30 protein-coding genes are annotated in these 26,964 nt (G+C 43.0%); 8 read left to right on the forward strand and 22 right to left on the reverse strand.

Annotation, left to right across the window (positions count from 1 at the left end; all coding sequences use genetic code 11):
• Window positions 1-66: 66 nt before the first annotated feature.
• Window positions 67-468, forward strand: coding sequence for a transcriptional regulator (locus MHB67_RS15495; protein ID WP_024423484.1), 402 nt, complete (start codon window positions 67-69; stop codon window positions 466-468).
• A gap of 70 nt (window positions 469-538) precedes the next feature.
• Window positions 539-859 carry a helix-turn-helix domain-containing protein gene (locus tag MHB67_RS15500; RefSeq protein WP_024423485.1) on the forward strand — a complete coding sequence of 107 codons (321 nt, stop codon included), beginning with the start codon at window positions 539-541 and terminating at the stop codon, window positions 857-859.
• A gap of 80 nt (window positions 860-939) precedes the next feature.
• Here the strand turns inward: MHB67_RS15500 and MHB67_RS15505 are convergent, their stop codons facing one another.
• Genes MHB67_RS15505 through MHB67_RS15520 form a run of 4 tightly spaced genes read right to left on the reverse strand, consistent with a single transcriptional unit; the run spans window position 940 to window position 4,397 of the window.
• Complete coding sequence (locus MHB67_RS15505; RefSeq protein WP_024423486.1) at window positions 940-1,629, reverse strand: ABC transporter permease; 690 nt, start codon at window positions 1,627-1,629, stop codon at window positions 940-942.
• 21 nt (window positions 1,630-1,650) lie between these two features.
• Window positions 1,651-2,568 (reverse strand): osmoprotectant ABC transporter substrate-binding protein, encoded by a 918-nt coding sequence (locus tag MHB67_RS15510; protein WP_326847940.1) that lies wholly within the window; start codon window positions 2,566-2,568, stop codon window positions 1,651-1,653.
• Between the two features lie 13 nt (window positions 2,569-2,581).
• A complete protein-coding gene (locus tag MHB67_RS15515) occupies window positions 2,582-3,235 on the reverse strand; it encodes an ABC transporter permease (RefSeq protein ID WP_025094045.1) in 654 nt (217 codons plus the stop codon).
• A gap of 13 nt (window positions 3,236-3,248) precedes the next feature.
• A complete protein-coding gene (locus tag MHB67_RS15520) occupies window positions 3,249-4,397 on the reverse strand; it encodes a betaine/proline/choline family ABC transporter ATP-binding protein (protein WP_025094044.1) in 1,149 nt (382 codons plus the stop codon).
• A 268-nt stretch (window positions 4,398-4,665) separates the two neighbouring features.
• On the opposite strand from MHB67_RS15520, the gene MHB67_RS15525 reads away from it, so the two are divergent.
• Window positions 4,666-5,202, forward strand: a complete 537-nt coding sequence (locus MHB67_RS15525) for a GbsR/MarR family transcriptional regulator (RefSeq protein ID WP_024423490.1) — start codon at window positions 4,666-4,668, stop codon at window positions 5,200-5,202.
• 55 nt (window positions 5,203-5,257) lie between these two features.
• Here the strand turns inward: MHB67_RS15525 and MHB67_RS15530 are convergent, their stop codons facing one another.
• Window positions 5,258-5,890 (reverse strand): NAAT family transporter, encoded by a 633-nt coding sequence (locus MHB67_RS15530; RefSeq protein ID WP_041107823.1) that lies wholly within the window; start codon window positions 5,888-5,890, stop codon window positions 5,258-5,260.
• Between the two features lie 119 nt (window positions 5,891-6,009).
• On the opposite strand from MHB67_RS15530, the gene MHB67_RS15535 reads away from it, so the two are divergent.
• The 3 genes from MHB67_RS15535 to MHB67_RS15545 are packed head-to-tail and all read left to right on the forward strand — an operon-like array spanning window position 6,010 to window position 6,953.
• A complete protein-coding gene (locus MHB67_RS15535) occupies window positions 6,010-6,156 on the forward strand; it encodes a hypothetical protein (protein ID WP_342492620.1) in 147 nt (48 codons plus the stop codon).
• A 17-nt stretch (window positions 6,157-6,173) separates the two neighbouring features.
• Complete coding sequence (locus tag MHB67_RS15540) at window positions 6,174-6,473, forward strand: hypothetical protein (RefSeq protein ID WP_342492621.1); 300 nt, start codon at window positions 6,174-6,176, stop codon at window positions 6,471-6,473.
• A 15-nt stretch (window positions 6,474-6,488) separates the two neighbouring features.
• On the forward strand, window positions 6,489-6,953 hold the full coding sequence (locus MHB67_RS15545; protein ID WP_342492622.1) for a GNAT family N-acetyltransferase: 465 nt from the start codon (window positions 6,489-6,491) through the stop codon (window positions 6,951-6,953).
• 25 nt (window positions 6,954-6,978) lie between these two features.
• Here MHB67_RS15545 and MHB67_RS15550 read toward each other — a convergent pair whose 3' ends face one another.
• The 13 genes from MHB67_RS15550 to MHB67_RS15610 all read right to left on the reverse strand — a co-directional run bounded on the left by MHB67_RS15550 (window position 6,979) and on the right by MHB67_RS15610 (window position 20,478).
• Window positions 6,979-7,260: a hypothetical protein gene (locus MHB67_RS15550; RefSeq protein WP_342492623.1), complete on the reverse strand. Its 282-nt coding sequence runs from the start codon at window positions 7,258-7,260 to the stop codon at window positions 6,979-6,981.
• Window positions 7,257-7,625, reverse strand: coding sequence for a hypothetical protein (locus MHB67_RS15555; RefSeq protein ID WP_342492624.1), 369 nt, complete (start codon window positions 7,623-7,625; stop codon window positions 7,257-7,259). The genes MHB67_RS15550 and MHB67_RS15555 overlap by 4 nt, the downstream gene beginning before the upstream one ends.
• Window positions 7,622-9,019: a hypothetical protein gene (locus tag MHB67_RS15560; protein ID WP_024423496.1), complete on the reverse strand. Its 1,398-nt coding sequence runs from the start codon at window positions 9,017-9,019 to the stop codon at window positions 7,622-7,624. Before MHB67_RS15560 ends, MHB67_RS15555 begins: the two co-directional genes overlap by 4 nt.
• Window positions 8,991-9,758: an ABC transporter ATP-binding protein gene (locus tag MHB67_RS15565; RefSeq protein WP_024423497.1), complete on the reverse strand. Its 768-nt coding sequence runs from the start codon at window positions 9,756-9,758 to the stop codon at window positions 8,991-8,993. Before MHB67_RS15565 ends, MHB67_RS15560 begins: the two co-directional genes overlap by 29 nt.
• 58 nt (window positions 9,759-9,816) lie before the next feature.
• Complete coding sequence (locus MHB67_RS15570) at window positions 9,817-10,086, reverse strand: hypothetical protein (protein ID WP_024423498.1); 270 nt, start codon at window positions 10,084-10,086, stop codon at window positions 9,817-9,819.
• Window positions 10,087-10,344: 258 nt separating this feature from the next.
• Window positions 10,345-11,637, reverse strand: a complete 1,293-nt coding sequence (gene eno / locus MHB67_RS15575) for a phosphopyruvate hydratase (RefSeq protein ID WP_003212752.1) — start codon at window positions 11,635-11,637, stop codon at window positions 10,345-10,347.
• Between the two features lie 30 nt (window positions 11,638-11,667).
• The gene (gene gpmI / locus MHB67_RS15580; protein WP_024423499.1) at window positions 11,668-13,203 is read right to left on the reverse strand and encodes a 2,3-bisphosphoglycerate-independent phosphoglycerate mutase; all 1,536 of its coding nucleotides are present in this window, start codon (window positions 13,201-13,203) and stop codon (window positions 11,668-11,670) included.
• Window positions 13,196-13,957, reverse strand: coding sequence for a triose-phosphate isomerase (gene tpiA / locus MHB67_RS15585; protein WP_017359213.1), 762 nt, complete (start codon window positions 13,955-13,957; stop codon window positions 13,196-13,198). Before tpiA ends, gpmI begins: the two co-directional genes overlap by 8 nt.
• A 30-nt stretch (window positions 13,958-13,987) precedes the next feature.
• Entirely contained in the window at window positions 13,988-15,172 is a 1,185-nt protein-coding gene (locus MHB67_RS15590; RefSeq protein WP_024426073.1) for a phosphoglycerate kinase, read from the reverse strand.
• 213 nt (window positions 15,173-15,385) lie between these two features.
• A complete protein-coding gene (gene gap / locus MHB67_RS15595) occupies window positions 15,386-16,393 on the reverse strand; it encodes a type I glyceraldehyde-3-phosphate dehydrogenase (RefSeq protein WP_024423501.1) in 1,008 nt (335 codons plus the stop codon).
• Between the two features lie 31 nt (window positions 16,394-16,424).
• A complete protein-coding gene (locus tag MHB67_RS15600) occupies window positions 16,425-17,462 on the reverse strand; it encodes a sugar-binding transcriptional regulator (RefSeq protein ID WP_024423502.1) in 1,038 nt (345 codons plus the stop codon).
• A 309-nt stretch (window positions 17,463-17,771) separates the two neighbouring features.
• Window positions 17,772-19,145, reverse strand: a complete 1,374-nt coding sequence (locus tag MHB67_RS15605; RefSeq protein WP_056766848.1) for an amino acid permease — start codon at window positions 19,143-19,145, stop codon at window positions 17,772-17,774.
• Window positions 19,146-19,284: 139 nt separating this feature from the next.
• Window positions 19,285-20,478 carry an ornithine--oxo-acid transaminase gene (locus MHB67_RS15610; protein WP_034280960.1) on the reverse strand — a complete coding sequence of 398 codons (1,194 nt, stop codon included), beginning with the start codon at window positions 20,476-20,478 and terminating at the stop codon, window positions 19,285-19,287.
• Window positions 20,479-20,677: 199 nt separating this feature from the next.
• On the opposite strand from MHB67_RS15610, the gene MHB67_RS15615 reads away from it, so the two are divergent.
• The gene (locus MHB67_RS15615) at window positions 20,678-22,114 is read left to right on the forward strand and encodes a sigma 54-interacting transcriptional regulator (RefSeq protein WP_151039883.1); all 1,437 of its coding nucleotides are present in this window, start codon (window positions 20,678-20,680) and stop codon (window positions 22,112-22,114) included.
• A 30-nt stretch (window positions 22,115-22,144) separates the two neighbouring features.
• Here the strand turns inward: MHB67_RS15615 and MHB67_RS15620 are convergent, their stop codons facing one another.
• Window positions 22,145-22,882: a FadR/GntR family transcriptional regulator gene (locus tag MHB67_RS15620; protein ID WP_144496387.1), complete on the reverse strand. Its 738-nt coding sequence runs from the start codon at window positions 22,880-22,882 to the stop codon at window positions 22,145-22,147.
• Between the two features lie 171 nt (window positions 22,883-23,053).
• Window positions 23,054-24,352 (reverse strand): RNA polymerase factor sigma-54, encoded by a 1,299-nt coding sequence (gene rpoN, locus MHB67_RS15625; RefSeq protein ID WP_341082448.1) that lies wholly within the window; start codon window positions 24,350-24,352, stop codon window positions 23,054-23,056.
• 70 nt (window positions 24,353-24,422) lie between these two features.
• Here rpoN and yvfG point away from each other — a divergent pair, with 70 nt between their 5' ends.
• A complete protein-coding gene (yvfG, locus tag MHB67_RS15630) occupies window positions 24,423-24,638 on the forward strand; it encodes a protein YvfG (protein ID WP_024423509.1) in 216 nt (71 codons plus the stop codon).
• 21 nt (window positions 24,639-24,659) lie between these two features.
• Here yvfG and MHB67_RS15635 read toward each other — a convergent pair whose 3' ends face one another.
• Both MHB67_RS15635 and nikE read right to left on the reverse strand, forming a co-directional pair.
• Window positions 24,660-25,985, reverse strand: coding sequence for an MATE family efflux transporter (locus MHB67_RS15635; protein ID WP_342492625.1), 1,326 nt, complete (start codon window positions 25,983-25,985; stop codon window positions 24,660-24,662).
• 152 nt (window positions 25,986-26,137) lie between these two features.
• Entirely contained in the window at window positions 26,138-26,953 is an 816-nt protein-coding gene (gene nikE / locus MHB67_RS15640; protein ID WP_103131635.1) for a nickel import ATP-binding protein NikE, read from the reverse strand.
• Window positions 26,954-26,964: the final 11 nt, after the last annotated feature.

Consider the following 26,964-nt stretch of genomic DNA (forward strand, 5'->3'; position numbering starts at 1 on the left):
GCCAATAGTCAACAAATCAAGTAAAATAGACATATCGAATCTATAACCATGTGAGGTTTTGCGTTGATGAACTTTGGTGCATATTTAAGAGCATTACGTGAGGAAAAGAAGCTGTCGGTGAACCAATTAGCGATGTATTCTGAGGTCAGCGCTGCCGGTATATCTCGTATTGAAAACGGGAAACGCGGCATTCCGAAACCTCCTACGATTAAAAAGCTAGCTGGTGCGTTAAAGGTACCTTATGAAGACATGATGCAGGCTGCGGGCTATATTGAGGAGGCCTCTTCTGTCCATCAGCACGAGGAAGATGATCTTTCTTTATCCAAAATAAAGGAAGCCGCAGTGCAATATGAACTTGATGATCTCGAAATATTTGATGGTGACATATGGTCAACCCTTTCGAAAAAAGAAATAGAGGATCTCAACCGCTATTTGTTATTTATGTTAAACAGCCGTTCGTCCTCATAAATGTTTAAGCTTTTTGCGCCGATTTATGACAGATTTACGGTATAATGGGTTCAGATTGGAGTGAAGAAAGATGAATCAATCTGATATGTGCCCGCGGTTTGAAAAAGCAGTTGAGTTATTGAGTAAACGCTGGGTGGCACTGATTGTTTTTCAGCTTCTCTCAGGTCAGCAGCGCTTTAGTGAAATTGAGGCGGCTCTGACAAATTTAAGTGGAAGAGTTTTATCTGAGAGATTAAAAGAGCTGGAGGCAGCAGGTATTGTAAAACGGGAGGTTTTTGCTGAAACACCCGTGCGCATTGAGTATTCTTTAACAGATATGGGGCGTTCACTTGCACCCGTTTTTGAGGAAATTGCGAAGTGGTCCTCTGAATGGATCACGCTTGAATCATAAAATACCAGCATGCGAACCGCCTGATCATCATAAAACAACCTCCCTTACAGATGTAAGGGAGGTTTTGTCTTTTCAACCGCTTAAGCAGATGTGATGTTTTTTTCAGCTAACGCTTTTCTTTCCTTTTTCTTGTTTGTCGGGCTTAAATAGCGTTCGAGCCAGCCCATGACAAGGTCAGCCATAATAGCCATGAGTGCAGTTGGAATCGCACCTGCTAAAATGATAGCTGTTCCGTTTGTGGCGTTTGATCCTCTGATGATGATATCACCAAGTCCTCCCGCGCCCACAAATGTTCCAATCGCTGTAATACCGATGGCAATGACCAGTGCGGTTCTTAAACCAGCCATAATGACTGATAAAGCAAGCGGTAATTCAACCATTCTCAGCACTTGCCATTTCGTCATGCCCATCGCTTTACCTGATTCTAAATAAGCATGTTCAATGCTGACAATGCCTGTATACGTGTTTCTGATGATCGGCAGAAGCGAATACAGAAAGAGTGATAGGATGACTGTATTTGCGCCAAGTCCTAATACAAGCATCAATACGGAAAGCATCGCTAATGCCGGTATCGTTTGAATGACGTTGGTAACGGCGAAGATCCAATTGCTCAGCTTGCGGTAATGCGCGACAAAGATGCCTACTGGAATCCCGACAATTGCCGCAAACAACACCCCATACGCCGACATGAGAAAATGCCGATAAAATTCTTCTAACACATATGACCCGTTCTGCTGATAATACGTCCATAATTGCTGCAGTGTGTCCATCAGCCGTGACACCTCCCCACCTTACTCAAAGTAATTGTGTTTTTTTAGGAAATTCTTCGCAACGGTTGCTGGTTCTTGAAGCTCCCCGTCGACTTGATAGTTCAGCTCTTGCATTTGTTCTGTATCGATTTTTCCGATCAGCCTGTTGATCACCTTATCAAGCCCTGGATTTTCTTTTAAGACTTTCTCCGGGACTACTGGTGATGCATCATACGGCGGGAAGAACCGTTTATCATCTTTTAAGATTTTAAGGTTATAGGCCTTGATTCGTCCATCTGTTGAATAGGCAAGCACAATATCCATTTTTTCATTCTTTAGAGCATCATAGACTAAACCAATCTGCATCGGATACGTGCTGCCAAATTTGATTCCGTATGTTTTCACGAACCCGTCATAGCCATCACCTTTCTTTTTGAGCCAAATATTATCGACACCAAATCGGTAATTGTTCGCATTCTTTTTCAAATCAGAGACCGTTTCTAACTTGTTTTCCTTCGCCATCTTCTGCGTTACAGCAAAGGCATACGTATTATCAAATCCATAAGAATCAAACCATTTGTAATCATAGCGTTTTTTAAATTCTTTTTGGACGATCTCCATCGCACGCTCCGGGTCTTTTTCCGCATCCATTCCAAGCGTACTTGTTAAATCCGTGCCTGAATATCTTGTCGCAGAAATGTCGACATCTCCGTTTTCCATTGCTTTCTGCTGCACAGTGTTGGAGCCTAGGTTTTTCACAATGGTTGTCTTTTTATCTGTGTAATGTTCGATCATATCGCCAACCATATAGGCCATAATTTCTGATTCGGTAAAGTTTTGTGCTCCAATTCGCAGCGTGCCCCCTGATGAGCCGGCTAGTCCAGGAAGTGAACAGCCGCTTATCAATAGCATGCATCCGGCAAGCAGTGCACTGATCCATTTTGTTTTTCGATTCTTCACATAAGCCAACTCCTTATGAAACTTCCTTCAATCCTTTTAAGCCTTCTGGTGTTACTTTTTTCTCCAGCTTCATTAATGATAGGTCGATGATGACTGCTAAAATTGTGACTGGTATCGCACCCGCAATAATAAATTCCGGCTGATACAGCTGAAGTCCAATTAAAATGTAGTCACCTAGACCGCCTCCACCGATAAAGGCTGCAAGTGTTGTCCAGCCAATCAAATATATCGTTGACGTTCTGACACCTGCCATAATGACCGGTACAGCAAGCGGGAGTTCAACAAGACGAATTTGTTCCCATGTTGTCATCCCGATTCCTTTACCGGATTCAAGCAAGTTTTTGTTCACACCTTGAACCCCGGCATACGTATTTCTTAAAATAGGTAAAACCGAATAGAAAAAGAGAGCAACGATTGCAGGTATTTTCCCAACCCCCAAAATAGGAATAAAAAAGGCAAGAATCGCTAAACTAGGGAGTGTTTGAAAGATATTCACGATACCGATGATAAAACCTGCGCCTCGCTTCATTCGTGTGAGTACCACACCTAAAGGAACGGCAACGATAATACCAAGCACAACAGCAATTAAGGAAATATATAAATGCTCCCACATTTTTGTGAGGAGTTCCCCACCATTTTTCTCTAGAAAGTCGATGATTTGATCCATGTGTACACCTCCCTTACTTCATTTCAGTGACAGCCGCCGGCGTATCGTCTCCCCAAATGGAGTCGTACACAACATCTACAAGACTTGCACGTGTCACAATGCCTTTTAAGTGCCCTTCTGCATCCACAACCGGTACATATTTAATGCCGCGTATTAAGATTTTCCGGACAGTGTCTCTTAGAAGTGCGCCTTCTTGTACGGTATAGAACTCTGTATTTAAAATATCACCAACGAAAGCTGCTTTTCTGCGGTTCGCATCGATTGTTTCAATATCGATATAGCCTTTTAGCACATGATGTTCATCTACTACAAGCAAGGAATCGACCCGCTTTTCTCTCATGATGTAGATGGCATCTGTTAATGTTTTTTCAACTGTAACGGTGACTGGTGACGTGTTCATCATTTGTTCTACACGTTCCATATTCGGATTTGATTGAAGCAGACGTTCTTTGCCGATGAATTCTTCTACGAATTCATTGGCTGGGTTCCGCAGAATATCGTCAGGCGTACCTACTTGGACAATCTCTCCATCTTTTAAAATCACAATTCGATCAGCTAGTTTAATAGCTTCGTCCATGTCATGTGTGACGAATACGATGGTTTTATTTAACGTTTTTTGCAGTTTCTTAAATTCTTCCTGCAATGAATCTCGTGTGATTGGATCAAGTGCGCCAAACGGTTCATCCATGAGGATCAGAGGGGGTTCCGCTGCTAGTGCGCGAAGAACACCGATGCGCTGCTGCTGTCCTCCGCTGAGTTCATGAGGGTAGCGCTCTAAATATTCCGGTCCCATGTCGACAAGCTTCAGCAGTTCACGTGCCCGTTCTTTTCGTTTTTCTTCCGGCCATTTTAACAGCTTCGGAACAAGTGAAATGTTTTGTGCGATGGTCATATGGGGGAACAGTCCAATTTGCTGAATCACATAGCCAATTTCTCTTCTTAATTGAACTGGGTCTTTTTTCATAATGTTTTCTCCCTCGATGAAGATTTTTCCTGAGGAAGGTTCGATGAGTCGGTTGATCATCTTCATGGTTGTTGTCTTACCACAGCCACTCGGTCCAATAAAACAAATAAATTCTCCTTTTGCTATTTCTAAATCAATATTTTTGACAGCTTTTTTTCCGCCTTTATACGTCTTAGATACATTCTCTAGTTTCAGCAAATGAGACACCTCCATTAGTCGGATCAATATTTTCAGAAAATTTACACCTTATTTATTATAGTGCAAACTTTATAAAATAAAAAGTTTATGATGTGTTTGTATTGCATAACATTTATTTAAAATTTTCAGTTAACGGCCTGCTAGATAGAGATCTCTCCTTTTTCCTCCAAATTACGAGCAAATACTCAATATTTATTGTTTTCATCAACAAACAGGTATATGATATATTGTGTTACAAATTGTCAGTCGTGAAGGGATGAATCGGGGAGTGGACAAGCAAGCGTTAGGTGCCATTCAAAAAGCACAGGATCATTATATTGAAAAAGCTGCCGAGAACATGAATGCCTTTGGTCTTTCTTCTACAGTGGGTAGAGTGCTTGGTATCATTCACATGAACCGTAAACCAATGACGCTTGGAGAGCTATCAGAGGCGACAGGCATGAGCAAAACGAGAATGAGTCAAGTCGTTCGAGAAATGCTTGATTTGAATATTGCGGAAAAGGTTTATGAAAAAGGAATACGTAAAGATCTATATGACGTTGAGCAAGATCAATACCAAACGTTTATTTCCTTGTTTGCAGCCAATTGGTCCCGAGTTGTCAGCAAAAATCGCAAGGCACATAAGAAAACGTGCAAGGAATTGCTGGAGCTGCTTGAACAGGACGACCTGCCAGAAGAGACAGAGAATAAAATCAATCTGCTTCTTTCAGAAATCAAGGAAAGTCTTGATTACTATGATTGGATTAGCCGCTTAATTGAATTCTTTGAAAGTGAAGAAGTGTTTAAGCATGTGCCGAAACCTTAAAAAAAGCTGTTTTATTTTACATCATTGTAGAAAAAAACAGCTTTTTTATATACACTTATTGCATAAACATTGGAAACATCCCTTTTAAGCCTGCGCCGATCATCTCAACTGCCACTACAGCAAGAATTAATCCCATTAACCGCGTCACGACATTCATCTCTGTTTTCCCCATTTTCCGCATAATGAAACTTGAATAATGAAAGGCATAAAAGGTCATTGCCAGAACGATGACAATGCCGATTAAAATCGCAAACATGTGAAGCATCCCTTGACTTCCCGGGGTTAAACTCATCACTGTAGCGATTGTACCGGGACCAGCGATGATCGGAATCGCCAGCGGCGTAACGGAGACATCCGCCTTTTCTTTGCTTTCTGCCTTTTCCTCAGAATGAGGATTTTGGACATGTGACTCCTTTGCATTCAGTAAATTGTAAGCGATACCAAAAATAAAAATACCTCCGGCGATACGGAGTGCATGAATATCGATCCCAAACAATTTGAAAATGAGCCTCCCTGCCAATAGAAAGGCAACCAGAATAATGAAAGAGACCACAATGGCTTTTTTGGCTGTCTGGGAGCGTTCTTTCTCTGTATATCCCTCTGTTAAAGTGATGAAAAGAGGCACGTTTCCAATAGGGTTTGATACAGCAAATAATGAGACCACGACATGAATCATAAAGGAAATCAACAGACACCCTCCTTTTTTCATAGTGTCTGCCAATCTGATGTGAATATTCCCTTGTGATGTTAAAACCTGTATATATTTAACCGATGATAATAAAGGTTTTAAAGAAAGGGGAATGACACATGAAGAAGACGATCACCATCATCCTTCTATCTGTTGCGGTTTTAGGAGCAGCCGGCTGGATGGTTTGGCAGCAGCAGACCATCAAAGCAGCTGAGGAAAAATTCAGCAAGAAAGCAAAACGAACGACGAGCAGCTTTCGAAGTTAACATCAGTTCAAGCGGATATGAAGCATGAAAACGAAGATCAAAAAAAGAAACTGTCTACCATCACCAAAAAGCTCAAAAACGAAAAGAAAGCCTATCAAAAAGAAGTCAAGCAGCGTAAAGCGCTTGAGGCAAAAATTGACCAGCTTCAAAAAGAGCTGACAGCAGCGAAAGCCACTGCTCAAGCGAATAAACAGAGCGCACAGACTGCAAGGCAACCAACTGTAAAAAAAGATCCAAATGTCACTCACAATCCGCCCTCACAATGGGTACAGGATCAATATGATTGGGGTGTGAAACAAGGATATATTAAAGAATAGAAAGGATGAAAAAACATGATACACATTCGGCCATTGCCAGGTGATCAATCCGTCCCTATGGATCTTTTACTCTTAGCTGATCCTTCAAAGGAAAAGGTTCTTACTTATGTGCAATCCGGCTCTTGTTATGCCGCGTATCATGATCAGGACGTAATTGGTGTCTATGTGCTTTTATCTCTGTCTCAGCAGACAGTTGAAATCATCAATGTCGCCGTGAAGGAATCATGGCAAGGGAAAGGAATTGGGAAGCAGCTGATCCGCCATGCCATTGCTGAAGCGAAAGCCGCAGGCTTTCACACGGTTGAAATCGGCACAGGCAACTCGAGCATTCAGCAGCTCGCACTTTATCAGAAATGCGGCTTCCGCATGATATCTATTGACCACGATTTCTTTCTTAAGCATTATGATGAACCGATTTTTGAAAATGGCATTCAGTGTATGGATATGGTACGGCTGTCACTCACTTTGCAAGCAGACTGATGTTTTGTTCCGTCCGTCTGCTTTTTTATGTTCTGCGTTTTTTTACCACATGCTTCACATATTGAATGAAGAAATAAAGCACGGCGCCAGCTAAAAAGCAGACCACACATCCAAAGAGCGTCGCCTCTGAGCTGAATTGATACTCTTCAATTTTCATGATATAAAATGGCATACCAAACAATGTTGGGCTTGATTCAACATGATTGACCTCTAGCAGCAGTAAAAAAACAGGGGTCATAAACACAGCAAATACATACAGCATCACAAGTGTTATACCGCTGGAAAACGAATGAAATACTTTGATCATCTCTTTCTCTCCTTCATCTCTTTTAAACTGGCTGTGATATTTTTTCCGTCAGGGCAAGCTGGATGCAGCATCACCGTATTCAGTAAAGAAAAAAACAGCAGCTGATGACTTACAGGATGCTTCCATATCATAAAAAGCACAAGCAAACAAAGCACCGGAAAGAGCGGGCCTGCAAGTGCCACCATCATATTGAAGCTCGGCCGGACAAATTTCTCATGGACGACCGCCACATGCTTCCAATCAATCGTGATCACAAAATCAAAGAGCGGCCTTTTTTCGATTTTGTTACACAACATGATCATCAGCATATGACCGAGTTCATGTATCAGCACAACCGCTAGGAAACTACACACAAGTTCTATCATCGCAAGACAGGCCTCTTTAACATGACCGTATATATACAGCTATAAAATGCAAGTGAACCTAGCAGATAAGCAGTAGCGAGAAGATACACATCTGCTGAAAGCCACTTCAATAAAAGCATATCGATGAAGCTGAATACAGCAATCATCATCACGATGACAAACAGTTTATTAAACTCACTGATCTTCACGATAAACCCTGTACAGGCCGCCATGGCAGTGATCAACAAAATGGACAAACTTGCGAGGCCATGACCTTCACTTTCAATACCTATCACCATAGATGCAAACCCAATAAACACAAAATATATCAACAAATTAATAGCGTAATAAAATAAAATTCTCGACAATAAATAAGCACCCTTTGATGTATTTAACATAAAGATGGCCCTTTGATTCATATGATATTCTCTGCCAATCATCAGTGGAAGCATGATCAATATTTCCTTTAATGCATACTGCACAATAAAGGCATACATCCAGCCGGTTTCTACAGGTGTAAAAACAATAGGCAGCCCCGCAGTCAAACAAACGAGAAATAAAAACAAAATGCCCTGTTCTTTAAAAACAGCTGACCGGCTGAAATAGACCAATTCCTGCCGCAGGTGCGTCAGAAAGGAAGATTGCGTTCTGATTTTCTTGTAAGAAAACGACTTTACCTCTGTTTTCAGCTGCAAAAACATCTGATGGACATAAGAAGCCGCTAACCCCTTCAGCCATAGCCAGCCAGCGCTTAGAAGGATCACGAGAAATATGAGATAGACTGATGGCCATACTCGGATCATTTCCATTGCTTTTTTCAAAAGGAGAAACACCAATAGATTCAGCACCGCAAAGCCGAGCGTTTGCAGCAGCAAATGCTCTTTTGTTTTTGAGACGAAACGGCTCACAGCAATCCGCATCACCATCCAAGAAGCAAGCGCAAACAGCGCCAGTACACAGCAAGTCATGCATACAGCCGTTATCCAATACAAAGATGGCGTAACACCGCTGATCAAAAGGCCTAAGACAATCGGTAAAAAAAGCAGTCCTACCATGAGAAAACAAAAGAGCATCGGAAAGAAATACACACAAAGGACAAATGGCACACTTTGTATCGCACTATTCAAAAAGTAGAATTGATATTCCTGGCGCTTTAGTTTATTGCGGGATAAAACAATACCTGCGCCTAAAAGTAAAAGCGTCATTTTCATCAATTGAAGATAAATAGCAGCCGGCTCACTTTCTCCCGCCTGCATGAAAAAGCGCAGACTGATAACGACGTATATCGCGTACATGAGCAAGAAAAAAACCGCGGCTGCGAGAAGCTGTATAGGGTACTTTTTTGCGAGCTGCTTTCCTTTCGTTGTCAGCATTCCCCATTCTATTTTATGAAGAACGTGTCGTGTCCAGATCATTGAGTAACCTCTCCACCTGCATATAGTAATCTCGATTCATTTCTTTATAAATCTCTTCAAGTGCCTGATGAGGAAATGTCTGAGTCGTTTCTTGGCGGGACATATCCAGCTTGACGTCCCCATTTCTTAAGATCATGAGATGGTCATAAAGCGTATCACCAAAGCTCAAATGATGGGTTGAAATGAGAATGCCAGCGCCTTGATCTCTCAGCTTCATGAGCACCTTTTTTAAGATGATCATCATATCTGGATCAAGTCCGTTCGTTGGCTCATCAAACACATAATAATCACATGGCCTGAGGAGCTGTGAAATGATCTGCGTTTTCTTTTGATTGCCATGAGACAGCTGAGCGATAGGCTGATCCATATAAGAACCCAGCTCAAACAGATCGATGAACGTCTCTTCCCGTGTGACATCTTGCTCATTTGGCAGCTGAAGTAATTGAAAGTATTCCCTCGGTGATAAATAATCGAACAACGAATGCTCGTCAGGAATATAGGAAACATGTTTTTTCAATAAGGAGATATGTTCTGAGGATTGAAGGTTCAGCTGTTTACCATGTAAAGTGACGCATCCTTTAAATGGCGTCAGCCCAAACATGGATTGGATTATCGTCGTCTTTCCCGCACCATTATGCCCCAAAAGCAGCAGCATCTGCCCTTTCTCGACATTCATTTGAATATTGCGGAGAGAGAAGGTGCGGCTATATGTTTTTTCTTTTAATCGTAATGTCAGCATCATATCCCTCCGTTTGTTTCAGATAGAACAGATGCCCTTGCATCTGTTCTCATCCCTGTTAAAAACCGCACTGGATTTTAACGTACATGCCTAATAATTTGAACTCACCTAAAAATTTGGAGCCTCGTCCAAAGGTCTTGCATGCCCAAATCAATGCTCCAAGTGAAATAATGCCCAGTATAGCGGCAAGGACATAAATCCAAAATGCATTTTTCTGTACATTCTTAGAAGTTAGAATTCGTTGCTTCCTTTCATCATATGCCGCCAATAGGTGAAGAACATACATATATACACCTACTGGAAAACGAAGGCTAAAAGGATTCAGCATCTCATCACCCCCTAATATATGTAAAATGATACCACCCCCTTACAGAAAGCATAAGTTCATTTCAGATCATATTTTTAGTCGATTTTTCATGATTTAGTGCTTATAAATGGAGGGGATTTTGCCTTCTTCTCTAACTGAAGAAGGATTTTTTACAGAAATAGGATAAGTCAAATGAATTAGCCAGCGGATTTCGCTTAACACAAAAAAAACGCTGCGCCCCGCTCTCATGAAAGAGCGGAACGCAGCGCATAGCTGACATTATTTATTCAAGTTATAGAATGTTGCAATGCCGTGATATTGTGCTGTTTCAGCCAATTGATCTTCGATGCGAAGTAATTGGTTGTATTTCGCCACACGGTCCGTACGAGACGGAGCACCTGTTTTGATTTGTCCAGCGTTTGTTGCAACAGCGATGTCTGCAATCGTGCTGTCTTCAGTTTCACCAGAACGGTGAGAGATAACAGCTGTGTATCCTGCGCGTTTCGCCATTTCGATTGCATCAAATGTTTCAGTTAATGTACCGATTTGGTTTACTTTGATCAGGATTGAGTTACCAACGCCGTTTTTGATTCCTTCAGATAGCTTCTTCGTATTTGTAACGAACAAGTCGTCTCCTACTAGCTGAACCTTGCTGCCAAGGCGCTCAGTTAATAGTTTGTGACCTTCCCAGTCGTTTTCATCAAGGCCGTCTTCAATAGAGATGATTGGGTATTTCGATACCATATCTTCATACCAGTCAACCATTTCAGCAGATGTTTTCACAACACCTTCGCCTGATAAATGATATTTACCGTCTTCTTTGTTGTAGAACTCAGAAGATGCAGCATCCATAGCAAGCTTCACTTCTTCACCTGGTTTGAAGCCAGCTTTTTCGATCGCTTCAACGATTGTTTGAAGTGCTTCTTCGTTAGAACCAAGGTTTGGAGCGAATCCACCTTCATCACCTACAGCTGTGTTTAAGCCTTTTGCGCTTAATACAGATTTCAGGCTATGGAAGATTTGAGCGCCCATGCGAAGTGCTTCACGGAAGTTTGGAGCACCTACAGGCATAATCATGAATTCTTGAATGTCTACGTTGTTATCCGCATGCTCTCCGCCGTTGACGATGTTCATCATTGGTACTGGAAGCGTTTTGGAGTTGAATCCACCAAGGTATTGATAAAGTGGAATTTGTAAGAAATCAGCAGCCGCACGTGCTACAGCGATAGATACGCCAAGGATTGCGTTTGCGCCTAATTTCCCTTTGTTTTCTGTTCCGTCAAGTTCGATTAACATTTTGTCAATCGCTACTTGTTCTGTTACATCAAAGCCTAAAAGCTCTGGTGCAATGATTTCGTTTACGTTGTTTACAGCTGTCAGAACACCTTTTCCAAGGTAACGGTCTTTGTCTCCGTCACGTAGTTCTACTGCTTCATATTCACCAGTAGAAGCACCACTTGGAACAAGCGCACGGCCAAAGCCGCCAGATTCTGTGTAAACTTCTACTTCAACTGTTGGGTTACCGCGAGAGTCTAATACTTCGCGTGCATATACGTCAACAATGTATGGCATCGTTATTTCTCTCCTTTTGAATCAATTTTTTTATTTCTGAATTAATGATGTTCCTGTCATCTCTTTTGGTTTTTCAAGACCAAGTAAGTCTAAAAGCGTTGGAGATAGATCAGCTAAAATGCCGCCTTCTCTAAGCGTCGCACCTTTTTTCGTCACGATGACTGGTACAGGATTCGTTGTATGTGCAGTATGCGGCTTTCCTTCTTCGGTAATCAGCACGTCTGCGTTACCGTGGTCTGCCGTAATGATGGCATGTCCGCCTTTTGCCAGGATTGCGTCGACTACAGCTCCTAAGCACTCATCTACTGCTTCAATGGCTTTGATTGTTGGCTCGAGCATACCTGAATGACCAACCATATCCGGGTTAGCAAAGTTCAGAATGATCGCATCATGCTTGTCAGCATTGATGTCTGCAACAAGTGCATCCTTTACCTCATAAGCACTCATTTCCGGCTTGAGGTCATAGGTGGCTACATCTGGTGAATTGATTAAGATGCGGTCTTCACCAGGAAATTCTTCTTCACGTCCACCGCTCATAAAGAACGTGACATGAGGATATTTCTCTGTTTCAGCAATCCGCAGCTGTTTCAATCCGTTTTGAGAAAGCACTTCTCCTACTGTGTTATCCAAATTCACTGGTTTGAAGGCAACATAGCCATCAACCGTTTCACTGAAGTGTGTGAAGCAGACGAAGTGTAAATTCTTCGGATGAGCTTCTCCGCGGTCAAACGAGCGGAAATCTGCATTTGTGAAAGTGTTCGAGATTTGGATGGCACGGTCTGGACGGAAGTTATAGAAAATCACAGAGTCGCCGTCGTTTACTTTGGCAACCGGCTCACCATTTTCTCTCGTAATGACAGATGGAATAACGAATTCATCGTAGATTCCATTTTCATAGGAGTCATCAACGACATCATAGATGTTTTGATAACTTGGCCCTTCACCATATGCCATCGCGCGGTACGCTTTCTCCACACGATCCCAGCGTTTGTCACGGTCCATTGAGTAATAGCGTCCTGAAAGTGTTGCCACTTCACCGACACCGATTTCTTTGATTTGTTCTTCCAGCTGTTTTAAGTACACTTTGGCTGTCTTCTGACCAACATCACGTCCGTCCAAGAAACCATGAATGTATACCTTTGTTAAGCCTTCTTTTTTCGCCAGCTTCAGCAGGGCAAAAAGATGCTGGATGTGACTGTGCACACCACCGTCTGACAAGAGTCCAAATAAATGAAGCGCCTTGTCATTCTCTTTTGCATACGTCATTGCATCTAGGAACGTTTCGTTTTTCTCAAATTCCCCTTCACGAATGGCAACATTCACCCTTGTTAAGCTTTGATACACAATGCGTCCTGCACCGATGTTCAAATGCCCAACTTCAGAGTTCCCCATTTGACCTTCCGGTAGACCTACTGCCTCACCTGAAGCCGTTAAGGTTTGATGCGGAAATTCGTTCCAGTAGCGGTCAAAGTTCGGCTTTTTTGCTTGTGCGACAGCGTTACCGACTGTTTCGCCTCTTAAACCGAACCCGTCTAAGATGATTAATGCAGCTGGTTTCTTACTCATATTGACCTTCCTCCAATAATTGAACGAAAGACTGAGGTTCTAAGCTTGCGCCGCCTACCAAAGCACCGTCAATATCGGATTCTGCCATATATTCTTTAATATTTGCCGGCTTCACGCTTCCGCCATATTGAATGCGAAGGCTGTCTGCCGCTTCTTGACCAAATTCGCTTGCAACGGTTTGGCGGATGTGTGCGCAAACGTCGTTTGCATCTTTCGCTGTAGAAGATTTTCCTGTACCGATAGCCCAGATTGGCTCATATGCAATCACAGATTCAGCAACTTGCTGCTTCGTTAAACCAGCTAGTGCTTTCTTCACTTGATCAGCGACAAGTTCATTTGTTTTGCCAGCTTCACGCTCTTCAAGCGTTTCACCTACACAAATGATTGGAACGATGCCATGCTTGAATGCAGCATGTGCTTTTTTGTTCACTGTTTCATCTGTTTCAGCAAAGAATTCACGGCGCTCTGAATGCCCAATCACTGAATAGCCGATGCCTAAATCTTTTAAAGCAGCAGGGCTGATTTCACCAGTGAATGCACCATTTTCTTCAAAGTGCATGTTTTGTGCACCAATTTTAAGGTCTGTTCCGTTTGATAGGCTGTTTAGCTTTTCGAGGAAAAGAGCTGGCGCACAGACAATGGATTCCACTTTGTCAGGAGATGGAATAGATGACTTGACTTCTTCAACGAAGCTGACTGCTTCGCCAAGTGTTTTGTTCATTTTCCAGTTCCCAGCTATAATTGGTTTTCTCATGATTGACACTTCCTTATAGCAGTTTTGGTCTTATTTATCGTTTAATGCAGTAACACCAGGAAGTTCTTTGCCTTCCATAAATTCAAGTGAAGCGCCGCCGCCTGTAGAAATATGGCTCATCTGATCGGCAAGACCAAATTTCTCAACAGCTGCTGCTGAATCTCCACCACCAATGACAGAATATGTATCTTTTGCTTCTGCCAGTGCTTCTGCGATAGCTTTTGTTCCTTTAGCGAATGCATCGATTTCAAATACACCCATTGGTCCGTTCCAGACAACAAGTTTGCTGTTTTTAATAACGTCAGCATACTTTTCTCTTGTCTCTGTTCCAATATCAAGTGCTTCTAGATCACTTGGAATTTCAGAGATTGGCACAATGCTTGTATTCGCATCATTTGAAAAGTCGTCGGCTACCAGAACATCTGTTGGAATCAGGAAGTTCACGCCTTTTTCTTTTGCACGGTCCATAAAGGATTTCGCTAAATCGACTTTATCTTCTTCTAGTAGAGATTTCCCTACCTCGTGGCCAAGTGCTTTCACAAATGTGTAAGCAAGTCCGCCGCCGATGATGAGGTTGTCCACTTTATCAAGAAGACTTTCAATCACACCGATTTTATCCTTTACCTTTGCGCCGCCGATAATCGCTGTAAATGGGCGATCAGGATTTGAAATGGCTTTCCCTAAAACCTCAAGCTCTTTTTGCATGAGGAAGCCTGAAACAGCCGGAAGATAAGCTGCAATACCAGCTGTCGATGCATGTGCACGGTGTGCAGCACCGAACGCATCATTGACATACACATCGGCTAAATCAGCAAATGCTTTTGATAATTCAGGATCGTTCTTTTCTTCACCAGGATAGAAACGAACGTTTTCAAGCACTAGCACATCTCCTTCTTTTAAGTCAGAGATTTGCTTTTTCACGTTGTCGCCGTAAGCTTCATCTGCTTTTTTCACTTCTTTTCCAAGAAGCTCTTGCAGACGTTTTGCCACAGGTGTCAGACGCAGTTCTTCAGTAACTTGACCCTTCGGACGACCCAAATGACTAGCTAGCAGTACCTTTGCGCCTTGTCCTGTTAAATACTCAATTGTTGGTAATGCTGCGCGGATACGAGTATCATCCGTCACTTCTCCGTCCTTCATCGGAACGTTAAAATCTACGCGGCAGAACACAACTTTACCTTTTACGTCAATGTCTTTTACTGATTTCTTATTCATGCTCGTCAGGAGATCCTCCTTTATTCTGGTTTCCTTACGCATTGGACAAGACTCTCTTTATCCTTTTCCCATTTTGCCCTCATCAAAACGAGAAATCGTGCAGAACGGATAAAAACAGAGAAAAAGGGAAAGGGATGCTTCCCCTTCCCTTGTCCGTCTTCATTATATCGTGTCTCTAGGAAAGAACCAAGTGAGTTCCTTCAGTGTGAGAAATTAAAGACCTTGTTTTGCAATGTAAGCTGCAAGGTCAACAACGCGGTGAGAATATCCGCTCTCGTTATCGTACCAAGAGATTACTTTCACCATGCTGCCTTCCATTACCATTGTAGAAAGAGCATCGATTGTTGAAGAGTTTGGATTACCATTGTAGTCACCAGATACTAACGGCTCTTCGCTGTAGCCAAGGATTCCTTTTAGTTCTCCTTCAGCTGCTTCTTTAAGTGCTGCATTTACGTCTTCAGCTGTTACATCTTGGTTTAATTCAGCAACAAGGTCAACTAAAGAAACGTTAGGTGTTGGAACACGCATAGCGCCACCGTTTAATTTACCTTTAAGTTCAGGCAATACAAGTGAAACAGCTTTCGCAGCACCTGTAGAAGTTGGGATGATGTTTTCCGCAGCTGCACGAGCACGACGGTAGTCTTTGTGCGGAAGATCAAGAATTTGCTGGTCATTTGTGTATGAGTGAACAGTTGTCATCATACCGCGTTTGATACCAAATTTATCGTTAAGTACTTTTGCAAATGGAGCTAAGCAGTTTGTCGTACAAGATGCATTAGAGATGACATCGTGGCTAGCTGCATCGTATTTGTCTTCGTTTACACCCATAACGATTGTGATATCTTCTTCGTTAGCAGGAGCAGAGATGATGACTTTTTTAGCGCCAGCTTCTAAGTGTTTCGCAGCGTCTGCACGTTTTGTGAAGAATCCAGTAGATTCAACAACGATTTCTACGCCTTGTTTACCCCAGCTTAATTTCGCAGGGTCACGCTCAGCTGATACTTCGATTGTTTTACCGTTCACTACTAAGTTTGTACCGTCTACAGAAACCTCTGCATCTAGTTTTCCGTGAACAGAGTCATATTGTAAAAGGTGTGCAAGCATGTTAGCATCTGTTAGATCGTTAACCGCTACTACCTCAACTTCAGGATTATTTAATGCTGCACGAAATACGTTACGTCCAATACGTCCAAATCCGTTAATACCGACTTTTACTGCCATGATGTTTCCTCCTTTTATAGGTCACAATGTTTTATATTGAGGGATCAATTGACTCCCTTAATAACTCTTTTGCGGCTCCTTCGTCTGTGACGAGAACCGTTCGGCGCGGTTTTTTGAAATAAGCTTCAATCGCCCCCGCCTTTGATGATCCACCTGCAACAGCAATGATGTGTGGAATGCTTTCTAGATCATCTAGCTGCATGCCGACGGAGTGCACTTTGTGTACGACCTCACCATCACGATTAAAGTAATAGCCAAAGGCCTCTGTCACTGCGTCATGCTCATCAATCTTCTTTAAATCTTCAGCTGGTGTATTTCGTCTCATCGCCATTGTTTTTGCTTCACCAATACCATGAATAAGCATTGTGGACGATTTAATCGTTTGAAGCACTTCTTTGACGGACGGCTCTTCAATAATGGAAGAGTAAGCACCTTCTGACAGCTGCCCTGGAACAAACAGCAGTTTGTAAGTACCGGAAGCTTTTTCAGCCATGTGGGCACAAATGGTGTTTGCCTGATTTTTTACATTCTCCCCAAGACCGCCTCTCGCAGGGACAAACATCGTATCGCGGTTTTTGGCATCAGGGGTCATCATTTCGGCAACGGCTTCCATCGTCGTTCCGCCAGTGACGGCGACGATATTATTTCCAGTAAACCTTTTTTTCATGCATTGGACAGCAGCTCTTCCCATTTCTTGCTTCACCCACGGGGATTCGTCACTGTCTCCAGAAACGATCATGACTTCTTCCAGGCCTAACTTTCTCTTTAATGTATTTTCCAAAAAGGTTAAACCTAAAACGTCCTTCATCATTCCTTCAAGCATTTCAAGCAAAGCGTGACCCTCACTCGTCAGCATCATACCGCTCGTTTTCACATCCAGCAGATTTTGTTCTTTTAAAAACTGAACTTCAGCACGTAAGATGCGCTCACTGAGACCAAGACTTGTCGCAAGACTTCTGCGGCCAATCGGTTCAGCTAATCTGATGTACTGCAAAATGTCGTAGCGTTTTTGCATAACAATGAGAAGATCTGGCAATAATTTTTTTTGAGCTTCCAATAAACGATTCATGGCTAACGACCCTTCCTTTTCACGTTGGACTAAAAACGTCCCACTGTGACAAAAAACGTCCCGCCACAGCCAAAAAAAATCAATCCCTGCTTTCTTTAATTATTTTAACAGGATAATCTTGCATTTTCAACTCTTACAAACACATTTAGACAAAAAATAGACACATTTTCACCGATAGCCTGCTTGTCATCAAGGTTCTTGCGATGATATTTCTTTTCAAAATATTTATTTTCTTTTATATAGAATGTATTCACGATGGAAAATGTGCATGCTGGTGATATGAGCATGCACATTTTTTTCAGGACCTGCTTATGTTTTTGTGATGGTTCCAAACTGTTTTGCCTCTTCCTTCGGTTTGATTTTGAGATAATAAATAATGTAGCAGGCAGCCATGAACGGGATTCCGCAATAAAGGCCGATCCGCTGATCCTCGATAAAAAATAAGCTGATGAGGACGATGCCAAATGCGATAAAGCCTGCTAGTGGAACAAATGGATAGAGCGGTGTTCGAAAGACAAGATCCTTTACATCTCCGCCCGCCTTTATGAATTGTTTTCTAAAGAAATACTGAGACAAGCAAATAGACATCCATACCACAACAAGAACCATACCAGAAATAGAAATGAGCCACACATACACCGTTTTTGGTGCCACAACACTTGTCAGCAGAGATAGTGCGGATACGCCCATTGTCACCAATAGTGCATTGATCGGAATTTTACGCTTGGACAGCTTTTTCGTAAAGTCAGGTCCTTTCCCGTCTTTCGAAAGCGACCAAAGCATACGTGATGATGCATATAATCCAGAGTTTGCTACAGATAAGACGGCTGTGATGATGATAAAATTCATGATATCTGCCGCATATGGTATACCGACCTTGTCCAGCACGACGACAAACGGGCTGTCGACAGTGCCTGCTGTCTGCCACGGAAGAAGCGCGGCCAGAACCGCAATAGATAAAACGAAAAAGACCATCGTTCTCCAAATAATATTTCGTATAGAACGAGGCAATGTTTTTTCAGGGCTTTCACTCTCTCCTGCTGCAATCCCTACAAGTTCTGTTCCTTGAAAGGAGAAATTGACCGTGACCATGGTTAATAAAATAGCAAAAACGCCGTTAGGAAATAGTCCGCCATGATCCGTCAAATGACGAAATAGAGGGGCTGGTTCTCCATCTTTCAGATGAATCATTCCGAAAATTGCGCCAATTCCAATGATAATAAATAATAGGATGGCAGCGACCTTAATGGCTGAAAACCAAAACTCGGTTTCAGCAAAGCTGCGAGCTGAGATGGCATTCACGGCAAATAAAATCACGCTAAATGCAAGACACCAAAGCCAAACAGGGATATCTGGGAACCACCTTTGGAGCAAAATTCCTGCTGACGTAAACTCCAGTCCTATTGTACATGCCCAGCTAAACCAATAAAGCCAGCCGATCATAAAGCCTGTGGACGGACCTATATATTTGGTTGCATACTCCTGAAAGGAACCCGCTGTAGGCATCGCCACCGCTAATTCTCCAAGACAGAGCATCACCAAATACATTAACAATCCGCCAATGATAAAGGATAGAATGGCTCCCCCGGGTCCAGCCTGATGGATAATGAGTCCTGACCCAAGGAAAAGACCAGTACCAATGACGCCGCCTAAGGCAATCATAAAGAGATGCCTGCTTTTCATGGAACGTTCTAGTTCGTTATGCTGTTCTTGGTTCAAATCCGCTTCCCCACTTTCACTCTTCTATTCATCATCCTTTGACAAAATTCGCTGTTCGTTGAAAGAGAAAGGGAGAAAGTGAAGGTTTCTCCCCCTTTGACATTTATGCTTGAAATAATGCTTCAATATGACCAATCGCCCAGTCTAAATCTTCTTTAGATATCGTGAGAGGCGGTGCAAAGCGGATGACGGTCTCATGGGTTTCCTTACATAACAGCCCTGCTTGTTTCAGCTTCTCACAATAAGGTCTCGCTGCCTCTGTCAGCTCCATGCCGATAAATAATCCGCGGCCGCGCACTTCCTTGATGACAGGACTTTGAATGCGCGTGAGTTTGTCTTTTAAGTATTCGCCAAGCTCCATAGAACGCGCTGCAAGGTTTTCGTCGATTAAGACATCCAGTGCAGCCAGCGACACCGCACACGCAAGAGGATTTCCGCCGAAGGTAGAGCCGTGAGATCCAGGGTTAAACACACCTAATATATCGCGGTTTGCGACCACACACGAGATTGGGAATACACCGCCGCCTAAAGCTTTTCCAAGAATCAGCATATCTGGCTCAATGTCTTCCCAGTCACATGCAAACATCTTGCCTGTTCGCGCTAATCCGACCTGAATTTCATCCGCAATGAACAGCACATGTTCTTTTTCACAAAGCGCTTTCGCTTCCTTCAAGAAGCCTTCTGGCGGCATGACAATTCCCGCTTCTCCTTGAATAGGTTCGATCAGAAAAGCCGCTGTTTGTGGTGTGATGGCTTCACGTAACGCTTCAATATCTCCGTAAGGAATCAGTTTAATGCCTGGAAGCATTGGACCGAAACCTCTTTGATATTCTGCTTCAGAAGAAAGGGAAACAGCTGTCATCGTTCTGCCATGGAAGTTACCGACGCACGCAATGATTTCTGCGCGATTGTCTTCGATTCCCTTGACGTCATAGCCCCAGCGTCTTGCTGCTTTTACAGCTGTTTCTACAGCCTCAGCGCCAGTATTCATCGGGAGTGCCATCTCTTTATTCGTCAGTTGACAAATTTTCTCATACCAAGGGCCAAGCTGATCATTGTGAAAAGCTCTTGAAGTCAATGTCACACGGTCTGCCTGTTTTTTGAGCGCCTCAATAATGCGGGGATGGCGATGGCCTTGGTTCACCGCGGAATACGCACTCAGCATATCCATATATCGATTGCCTTCAGGGTCTGTCACCCAAACTCCTTCAGCCTCTGAAATCACAATTGGCAGCGGATGATAGTTTGCCGCACCGTATTGTTCGGTTTGTTGAATCAATTCATTTGTCTGTGTCATCGTCTATTCCTCCTTCTATAAGCTACCCTCTTTTATCTACACACATATGATATGCAAGGATCGTGCCAACTTTCTGCCCGCATTGTGGCGGTGATTGATCTGGTTCATTTATGCAAAATATCTTTGCACCTGCCAAATTTTTTAGAGGAAACCGCAAAATTTTTCATGTAAAATAGAGGTAACGTCTGGAGGTGCTTCAATGAAAGAAGATCAGTATACTGCAAAGCTGGAAAATGAGATTGATCTGTATAAACAAATGCTTGATTTAATAGATGTCGGGGTTCATGCAATTGACGAGAATGGCAATACTGTTGTTTATAATAAAAAAATGATGGAGATTGAGTCTTTGAAACGCTCTGATGTTCTCCATAAAAATGTATTAGACCTCTTCGTCTTCCAAGACGAAATGCACAGTACGCTTGTCCAAGCGCTGCGTACCGGGAAACAAACCGTTCATGCAAAGCAGACGTATCATAATTACAATGGAAAAGAAATCACAACGATTAATCATACATACCCGCTCGTTCGAGACGGCCTCATCCAAGGAGCGGTTGAAATTTCGAATGATGTGACCAAGCTGGAACGGCTGATTCATCACAATATGAAGAAAAAAGGAAGCACGCGCTTTACCTTTGATTCCATTATTGGACAAAGCCCTGCGTTTTTAGAGGTGATTGAGCATGCAAAACGAGCGACACGCACCTCTTCCTATGTGCTCATTGTTGGAGAAACAGGGACAGGAAAAGAACTATTTGCACAAAGTATTCATAACGGCAGCAGCCGGTCATCTGGACCATTTATTACCCAAAATTGCGCGGCACTGCCTGATAATCTCATTGAAAGTCTGCTCTTTGGTACACAAAAAGGGGCTTTTACAGGCGCAACTGATCAGCCCGGCTTATTTGAACAGGCGCAGGGAGGTACACTGCTGCTTGATGAGATCAACTCATTAAATCCTAGTCTTCAAGCAAAACTGCTGCGTGTATTACAGGAGAAACGTGTGAGAAGACTTGGCAGCACAAAAGAAATCGCTGTTGATGTAAGAGTCATTGCCAATATGAATGAGGATCCTGTAGATGCAATCGCAGGCGGACGCATGCGCAAGGATTTATTTTACCGGCTGGGTATTGTCACCTTATTTATTCCGCCGCTTTCTGAGCGAAAAGAAGACATTCCTACATTTGTCAGTCATTTTATTCAAAAATATAATGAGCTGTTTCAAATGAAGGTGAAGGCGGCTGACGAAGAGGTACTAGCCCTTTTTCAAGCGTATGATTGGCCGGGTAATGTACGAGAACTGGAGCATGTGATTGAAGCGGGGATGAATATGATGATGGATGAGGATTACTTATGCATGCATCACCTTCCATATCATTTTAGATTTAAACATAGGGAAGGCCGTCCTGCAGCGCAATTACAGACGAACCCTTTGCAGCATACCGCAGCTGACACGTTTATTTATACAAGCCCAGAACATACGACTGATTTTCAAACCCAAATGGAACGATTCGAAAAACAATACATCGTCCATTACTTAGAAAAAATGGACGATAATATTTCACAGACTGCAAAGTTATTGGGCATGAGCAGGCAAAGTCTGCAATATCGCATGAAAAAACTGCATATTTCTCGTTAATAATAGAGCTGTGCCCTCATTCGGCACAGCTTACTGTGGTTCTGACTGTCCTGCCGGTTCTTGACTCACATCACTCAGCAGTCTTTCTACATTTTTTAAATGCGTGAGCATCGCTCTTTCTGCTTCTTCTGGCTGTCTTGCCATGACGGCTTTGTAAATATGTTCATGTTCTTTGTAAAGCTGCCGAATGGAGGCTTTTCTTGAAAATAAGACGACTTTTCTCGTCTCCCGCATCGTTTCTACCAGCAAGGTGGAGACCTGATTCATTAACGCTTTTAATAAATCATTCTTTGAGGCTTTGGCTAAAGCGAGATGGAATGCGAGGTCTGCCTCTTCACCAGTTTCTTTATGTGCTTCTGCGAGTTTCATTTGTTCAAGTGCCTCACGCAGCTGATGAAGGTCATCGTCCGTTCGCATGAGCGCTGCCTTTTTGACAGCACCCGTCTCAATTATGGTTCTTAATTCAAGGAGCTGTGTGACATCATGCTGCTTCATCAAAAATGCAGGAGACAGGCTAAATGTGAGCTGCTCAGGATCAAACTGCTTCACATATGTGCCTTCCCCTTGCTTCATCTCTATTAATCCGATCGCTTTGAGAGCAGACAGTGCCTCTCTTACAGCGGAACGACTGACTTGAAAGCTTTCTGAAAGCGCTTGAACCGAATCTAATTTTTCCCCTGGAAGAAGCTCACCTGTACGAATGGATTCAATTAATGCATCCGCAATTTCTTCATATATTTTTTTCGTTTTAATTTGTTTATATTTCAATTGGTCTCACCTCATCACTGTTGTCTATCCCTATCGGCTCATGCCCTATCTTATACTTTACCCCAAAATTTCCGATCACACGTCTCCCCTCTTTAATTTTCAAGAAATCTTCGAGCTGCCTTGCTTTCAACAAAAAAGAAGCACGTGCCATGTTCTGGCAAGTACTTCTTTTTAATCGTATCGCTTCCGAAGCGTAGAGGACGGAAGATTCATTTGTTCGCGATATTTTGCAATGGTTCTGCGCGACGCGCGGATACCAAAGGTTTGCTGAAGCAGTGTCATGATTTGCTGATCTGAATACGGTTTTTTCTTATTTTCCGTTTGGATGAGCTCTGCAATGTGCGTTTTGACTGTGTAGCTGGACGCCTCTTCTAGCGAATGCCCTTCTAATTTGGCTTGGAAAAATTGTTTCATTTCCATAAGACCATAAGGGGTTTGCACCATTTTCCCTTTTACAGTCCGGCTGACTGTTGACTCATGGACTTGCAGTATATCTGCGATCCGCTTCATCGTAAGCGGTTTCATTTTATGTTTCCCTGTTAGAAAAAAATCGGTCTGATGTGAGATAATCTCACGAACGACATGAGTCATCGTTTGCTTTCTTTGCTTCAGCGCTTGGACAAGCCAATTGTACTGCTGCTCTTTTTCCTTTAAATACGCATATGCTTCATGCCGCTTTTGGTCTTGAATCATGGCGAAGTAGCCTTCATTCATTTCTACGTCTGGAAAAGCACGCTGATTCAGCTCAAAAGTGATGTGATCCTGCACCACAGTAATTGTTACATCAGGCTCTATATACACATGCTCTTCATCATATGAGAAATGAAAACCTGGTCTTGGTTCAAGCTGAGACACTTCATCTTGTACCGCCTGGAGTGTTTTCATTGAAACACCTGTTTTGGCCGCAATTTCCTTCCAAGCCTTTCTCGCAAAAAGAAAGAAATGCTCTTCGATGATCAGCTCGGCTTCATACCAGCGCTTCTTTTTCCTTCTCAGCTGAAGGAGGATGCATTCCTGCAATGATCTTGCGCCAATCCCGGCAGGCTCCAGCGATTGCAGCTGATGAAGGACAGCTTCTACTTCTTCAGCTGGCACCTCTAAGACAGCTGCCATTGCGTCAATCGGTTCATTTAGATAGCCATTGGAATCAATGGACTCAATCATAAAGTGAAAGATTCTTTGATTCTTTTCACTTAAATTCAAATCAATCGCCTGTCTTTTTAAAAACATTTGCAGGCTTTCTTTTTGATACGTTCGATACGGCTCTGTCATTCGATCTTGTGATTTTTTATGATAAACTGGTTGGTAGCTGTCCGTGTCTTTCCGCTCAATCAGAGGGTTCTCAAGCGCTAACTGGTCAAGATACTCGCCGAGCTCTGCGCAATTCAGCTGCAGCAACGTAATGGCCTGCCTAAGTTCTTGTGTGAGCACCTGCTTTAATACCTGTTCTTGTTGCAGTTTAAGGCTCATTGTCTCCCCTCCCTCTCATCATTTTACATGAAGATTGACGGACCGTATATACGAAATAGGAGTGATTTCTATGTCTGAACTTTTTTCCGTTCCATACTTTGTCGACAACTTGAAGCAGCACATCGCCATGAACCAAAATGAAGACAAGGTTCATGCCATGAATGCCTATTACCGCTCAGTAGTGTCAACGCTTGTTCAAGACCAGCTGACCAAAAATGCGGTTGTATTGAAGCGAATTCAGCATCTTGATGAAGCCTATCAAAAGGTGAAAAAAGAAAGCGAATGAACGAAAAAGAACACCCTTTTGTCAAGATGGCAAAGGGTGTTTATCATATGCAAAAAGCTTCTGATCCAGCCTCGATTTATACATCATTAAAAAGCCAGACCGCCCCACAGTATAGATGATAAAGGCAAACCATAGGCCATGATTGTGCCAAATGGGCGTGACTGCGGTTTGAACGACGATAAACAAAATCATCGCAAACAGCATCGAATTTCTAACAGGGGCAATTTCTGTCGCACCTGTAAATACGCCGTAAATGACCAAACCGAAGCAAGCCGCAAACGGATAAAGAACAAGCCAGTCTGCATAGCGTAATGTCACATCTAGCAGCTGAGGGAGATTTGTAAACAAGCTCAATATCGGCTCTTTTAATAGAAAATAAACCGCCGCAATGACACATGCCATGACAAGTGCCCACTGCCTCGAAAGGGTTAAGGTTCTTTCATAGAGGGTGCGATCATTTGCACCAACTGACCTGCCAACAAGGATGCTGGACGCATTGGCAAAACCATCGAACAAATAAGCCATGATGTAGTGAATTTGAAATAAGATGGCATTGGCTGCCAGCAGCTCTGTACCAAAAGAAGCACCTTTTGCCGTAAACATGTTGATGACCACTAGCAGACAGATCGTCCTGATAAACAAATCTTTATTCACATGAAACATTTTCTTCACTGCCTGAGTATCCATGATTTTCTTGATGGAAGGCATCTGGAATCCGTTTGACGAATGCTTCAGAATAATCCATGCCCCCAACACAAAAGCGGTTAGTTCAGATATCAATGTCGCCGCCGCAACTCCTTTGACCGCAAACGAAAACACATGAACAAGCAGAAATGCGAGCGCCATATTCATAACATTGATCAAGATTTGCAATGAAAGAGCTTCTTTCATTTTAGCCATCCCCATCAGCCAGCCCAATATAACATAATTCATTAAAGTAAATGGCGCTCCCCAAATGCGAATATGAAAATAGTCTGCGGCAAATTGACGGACATCAGCATCGGGAGAGATCACTAGAAAAGCAGATTGAATGATCGGCCATTGCATGGCAATAAAACAAAGTCCGACGATGATGGCGACGAAAAAAGGTCTTAGAAAAGCAAGAACGCCCTGTTCCTCATTCTGCGCACCGTTTGCCTGGGCGGCAAAAGCAGATGTACTTACCCGCAAAAAACCAAACAGCCAATATAATGTACTGAAAATGAGACTGCCGACCGCAACGCCTCCAATATAAGCGGGATTTGCGAGCTGACCGACAACCGCTGTATCAACAGCTCCCAGTAATGGAGTGGTCATCGTAGAAATTGTTAAAGGAATGGCCAAAGCTAAATACGCTCGATGGTTCACGATGCCACCTGCCTTTCATGAAAAATAGCCTCTTTTCTAAAAGAGGCGCAGATTGCCCGCAAAGGGACTAAACTGGGGCTTTATTTTCGCCCTATGCTTTTTACCGAATGCGACGCTTTGGCTGCACGCTGAGGCATTGATAAAATGAAGAATTACCGAACCGGTCTGCCAATCGTTCGTGACAAAGGATGGTCTGCGAGCATTGCATCTCTCATTTTCCGCACCGCTTCCTCTTCTGATGAAAAGAAGTCATCCTTTGATTGAAATTGGGCAGCAAGCTCTCCTTGATCAAGAATCGCCAATTGATCACATAAGTGATAGGCTGCTGTTATATCATGTGTAATAAATAAGTAAGCCACACCCAGCTCCTTCTTTAATTCTACTAATAAATCTAAAATGACAGCCTGCGTCACCATGTCTAAGCTGCTGACAGATTCATCAAGCACAATGAGCTTTGGCTGAAGCAATAAAGCTCTAGCGATGTTGATCCTTTGCAGCTGGCCGCCGCTGAATTGGTGCGGATATTTACACAAATCCTTTTCACCGAGCCCGACTCTTTCCAGCCAGTGAATCAGTACGTTTTTACGTTCCTTTCGGCTTATGGATTCATAGTTTTCAAGCGGCTCAGATAAAATTTGTTCGACTGTCCACCTTGGATTTACCGCGGAATAGGAATCCTGAAACACCGCTTGCACATGCCGGCGAAAATGCTTACGTGTTTGCTGATCTGCACGATAGACATCCTGACCTTCAAAAAGAACCTGTCCAGCTCTTGGCTTCTCTAGACCAAGTATGATGCGGCCAAGTGTACTTTTCCCTGCGCCGCTTTGCCCTAGCAGCCCAAGGCAGGTGCCTTCTTCAATAGTTAAATCGACGCTTTTCAGGACAGGGGCTGCTCCTTTTTTTCTCATTAGAAACGACCGGTTCGTGTATGCATGACTGACTGCTTTCACTTCTAATAAATGCAAGGGCCTTCTCA

The organism is Bacillus sp. FSL H8-0516, from assembly GCF_038635285.1.
Taxonomy (GTDB): domain Bacteria; phylum Bacillota; class Bacilli; order Bacillales; family Bacillaceae; genus Bacillus; species Bacillus safensis.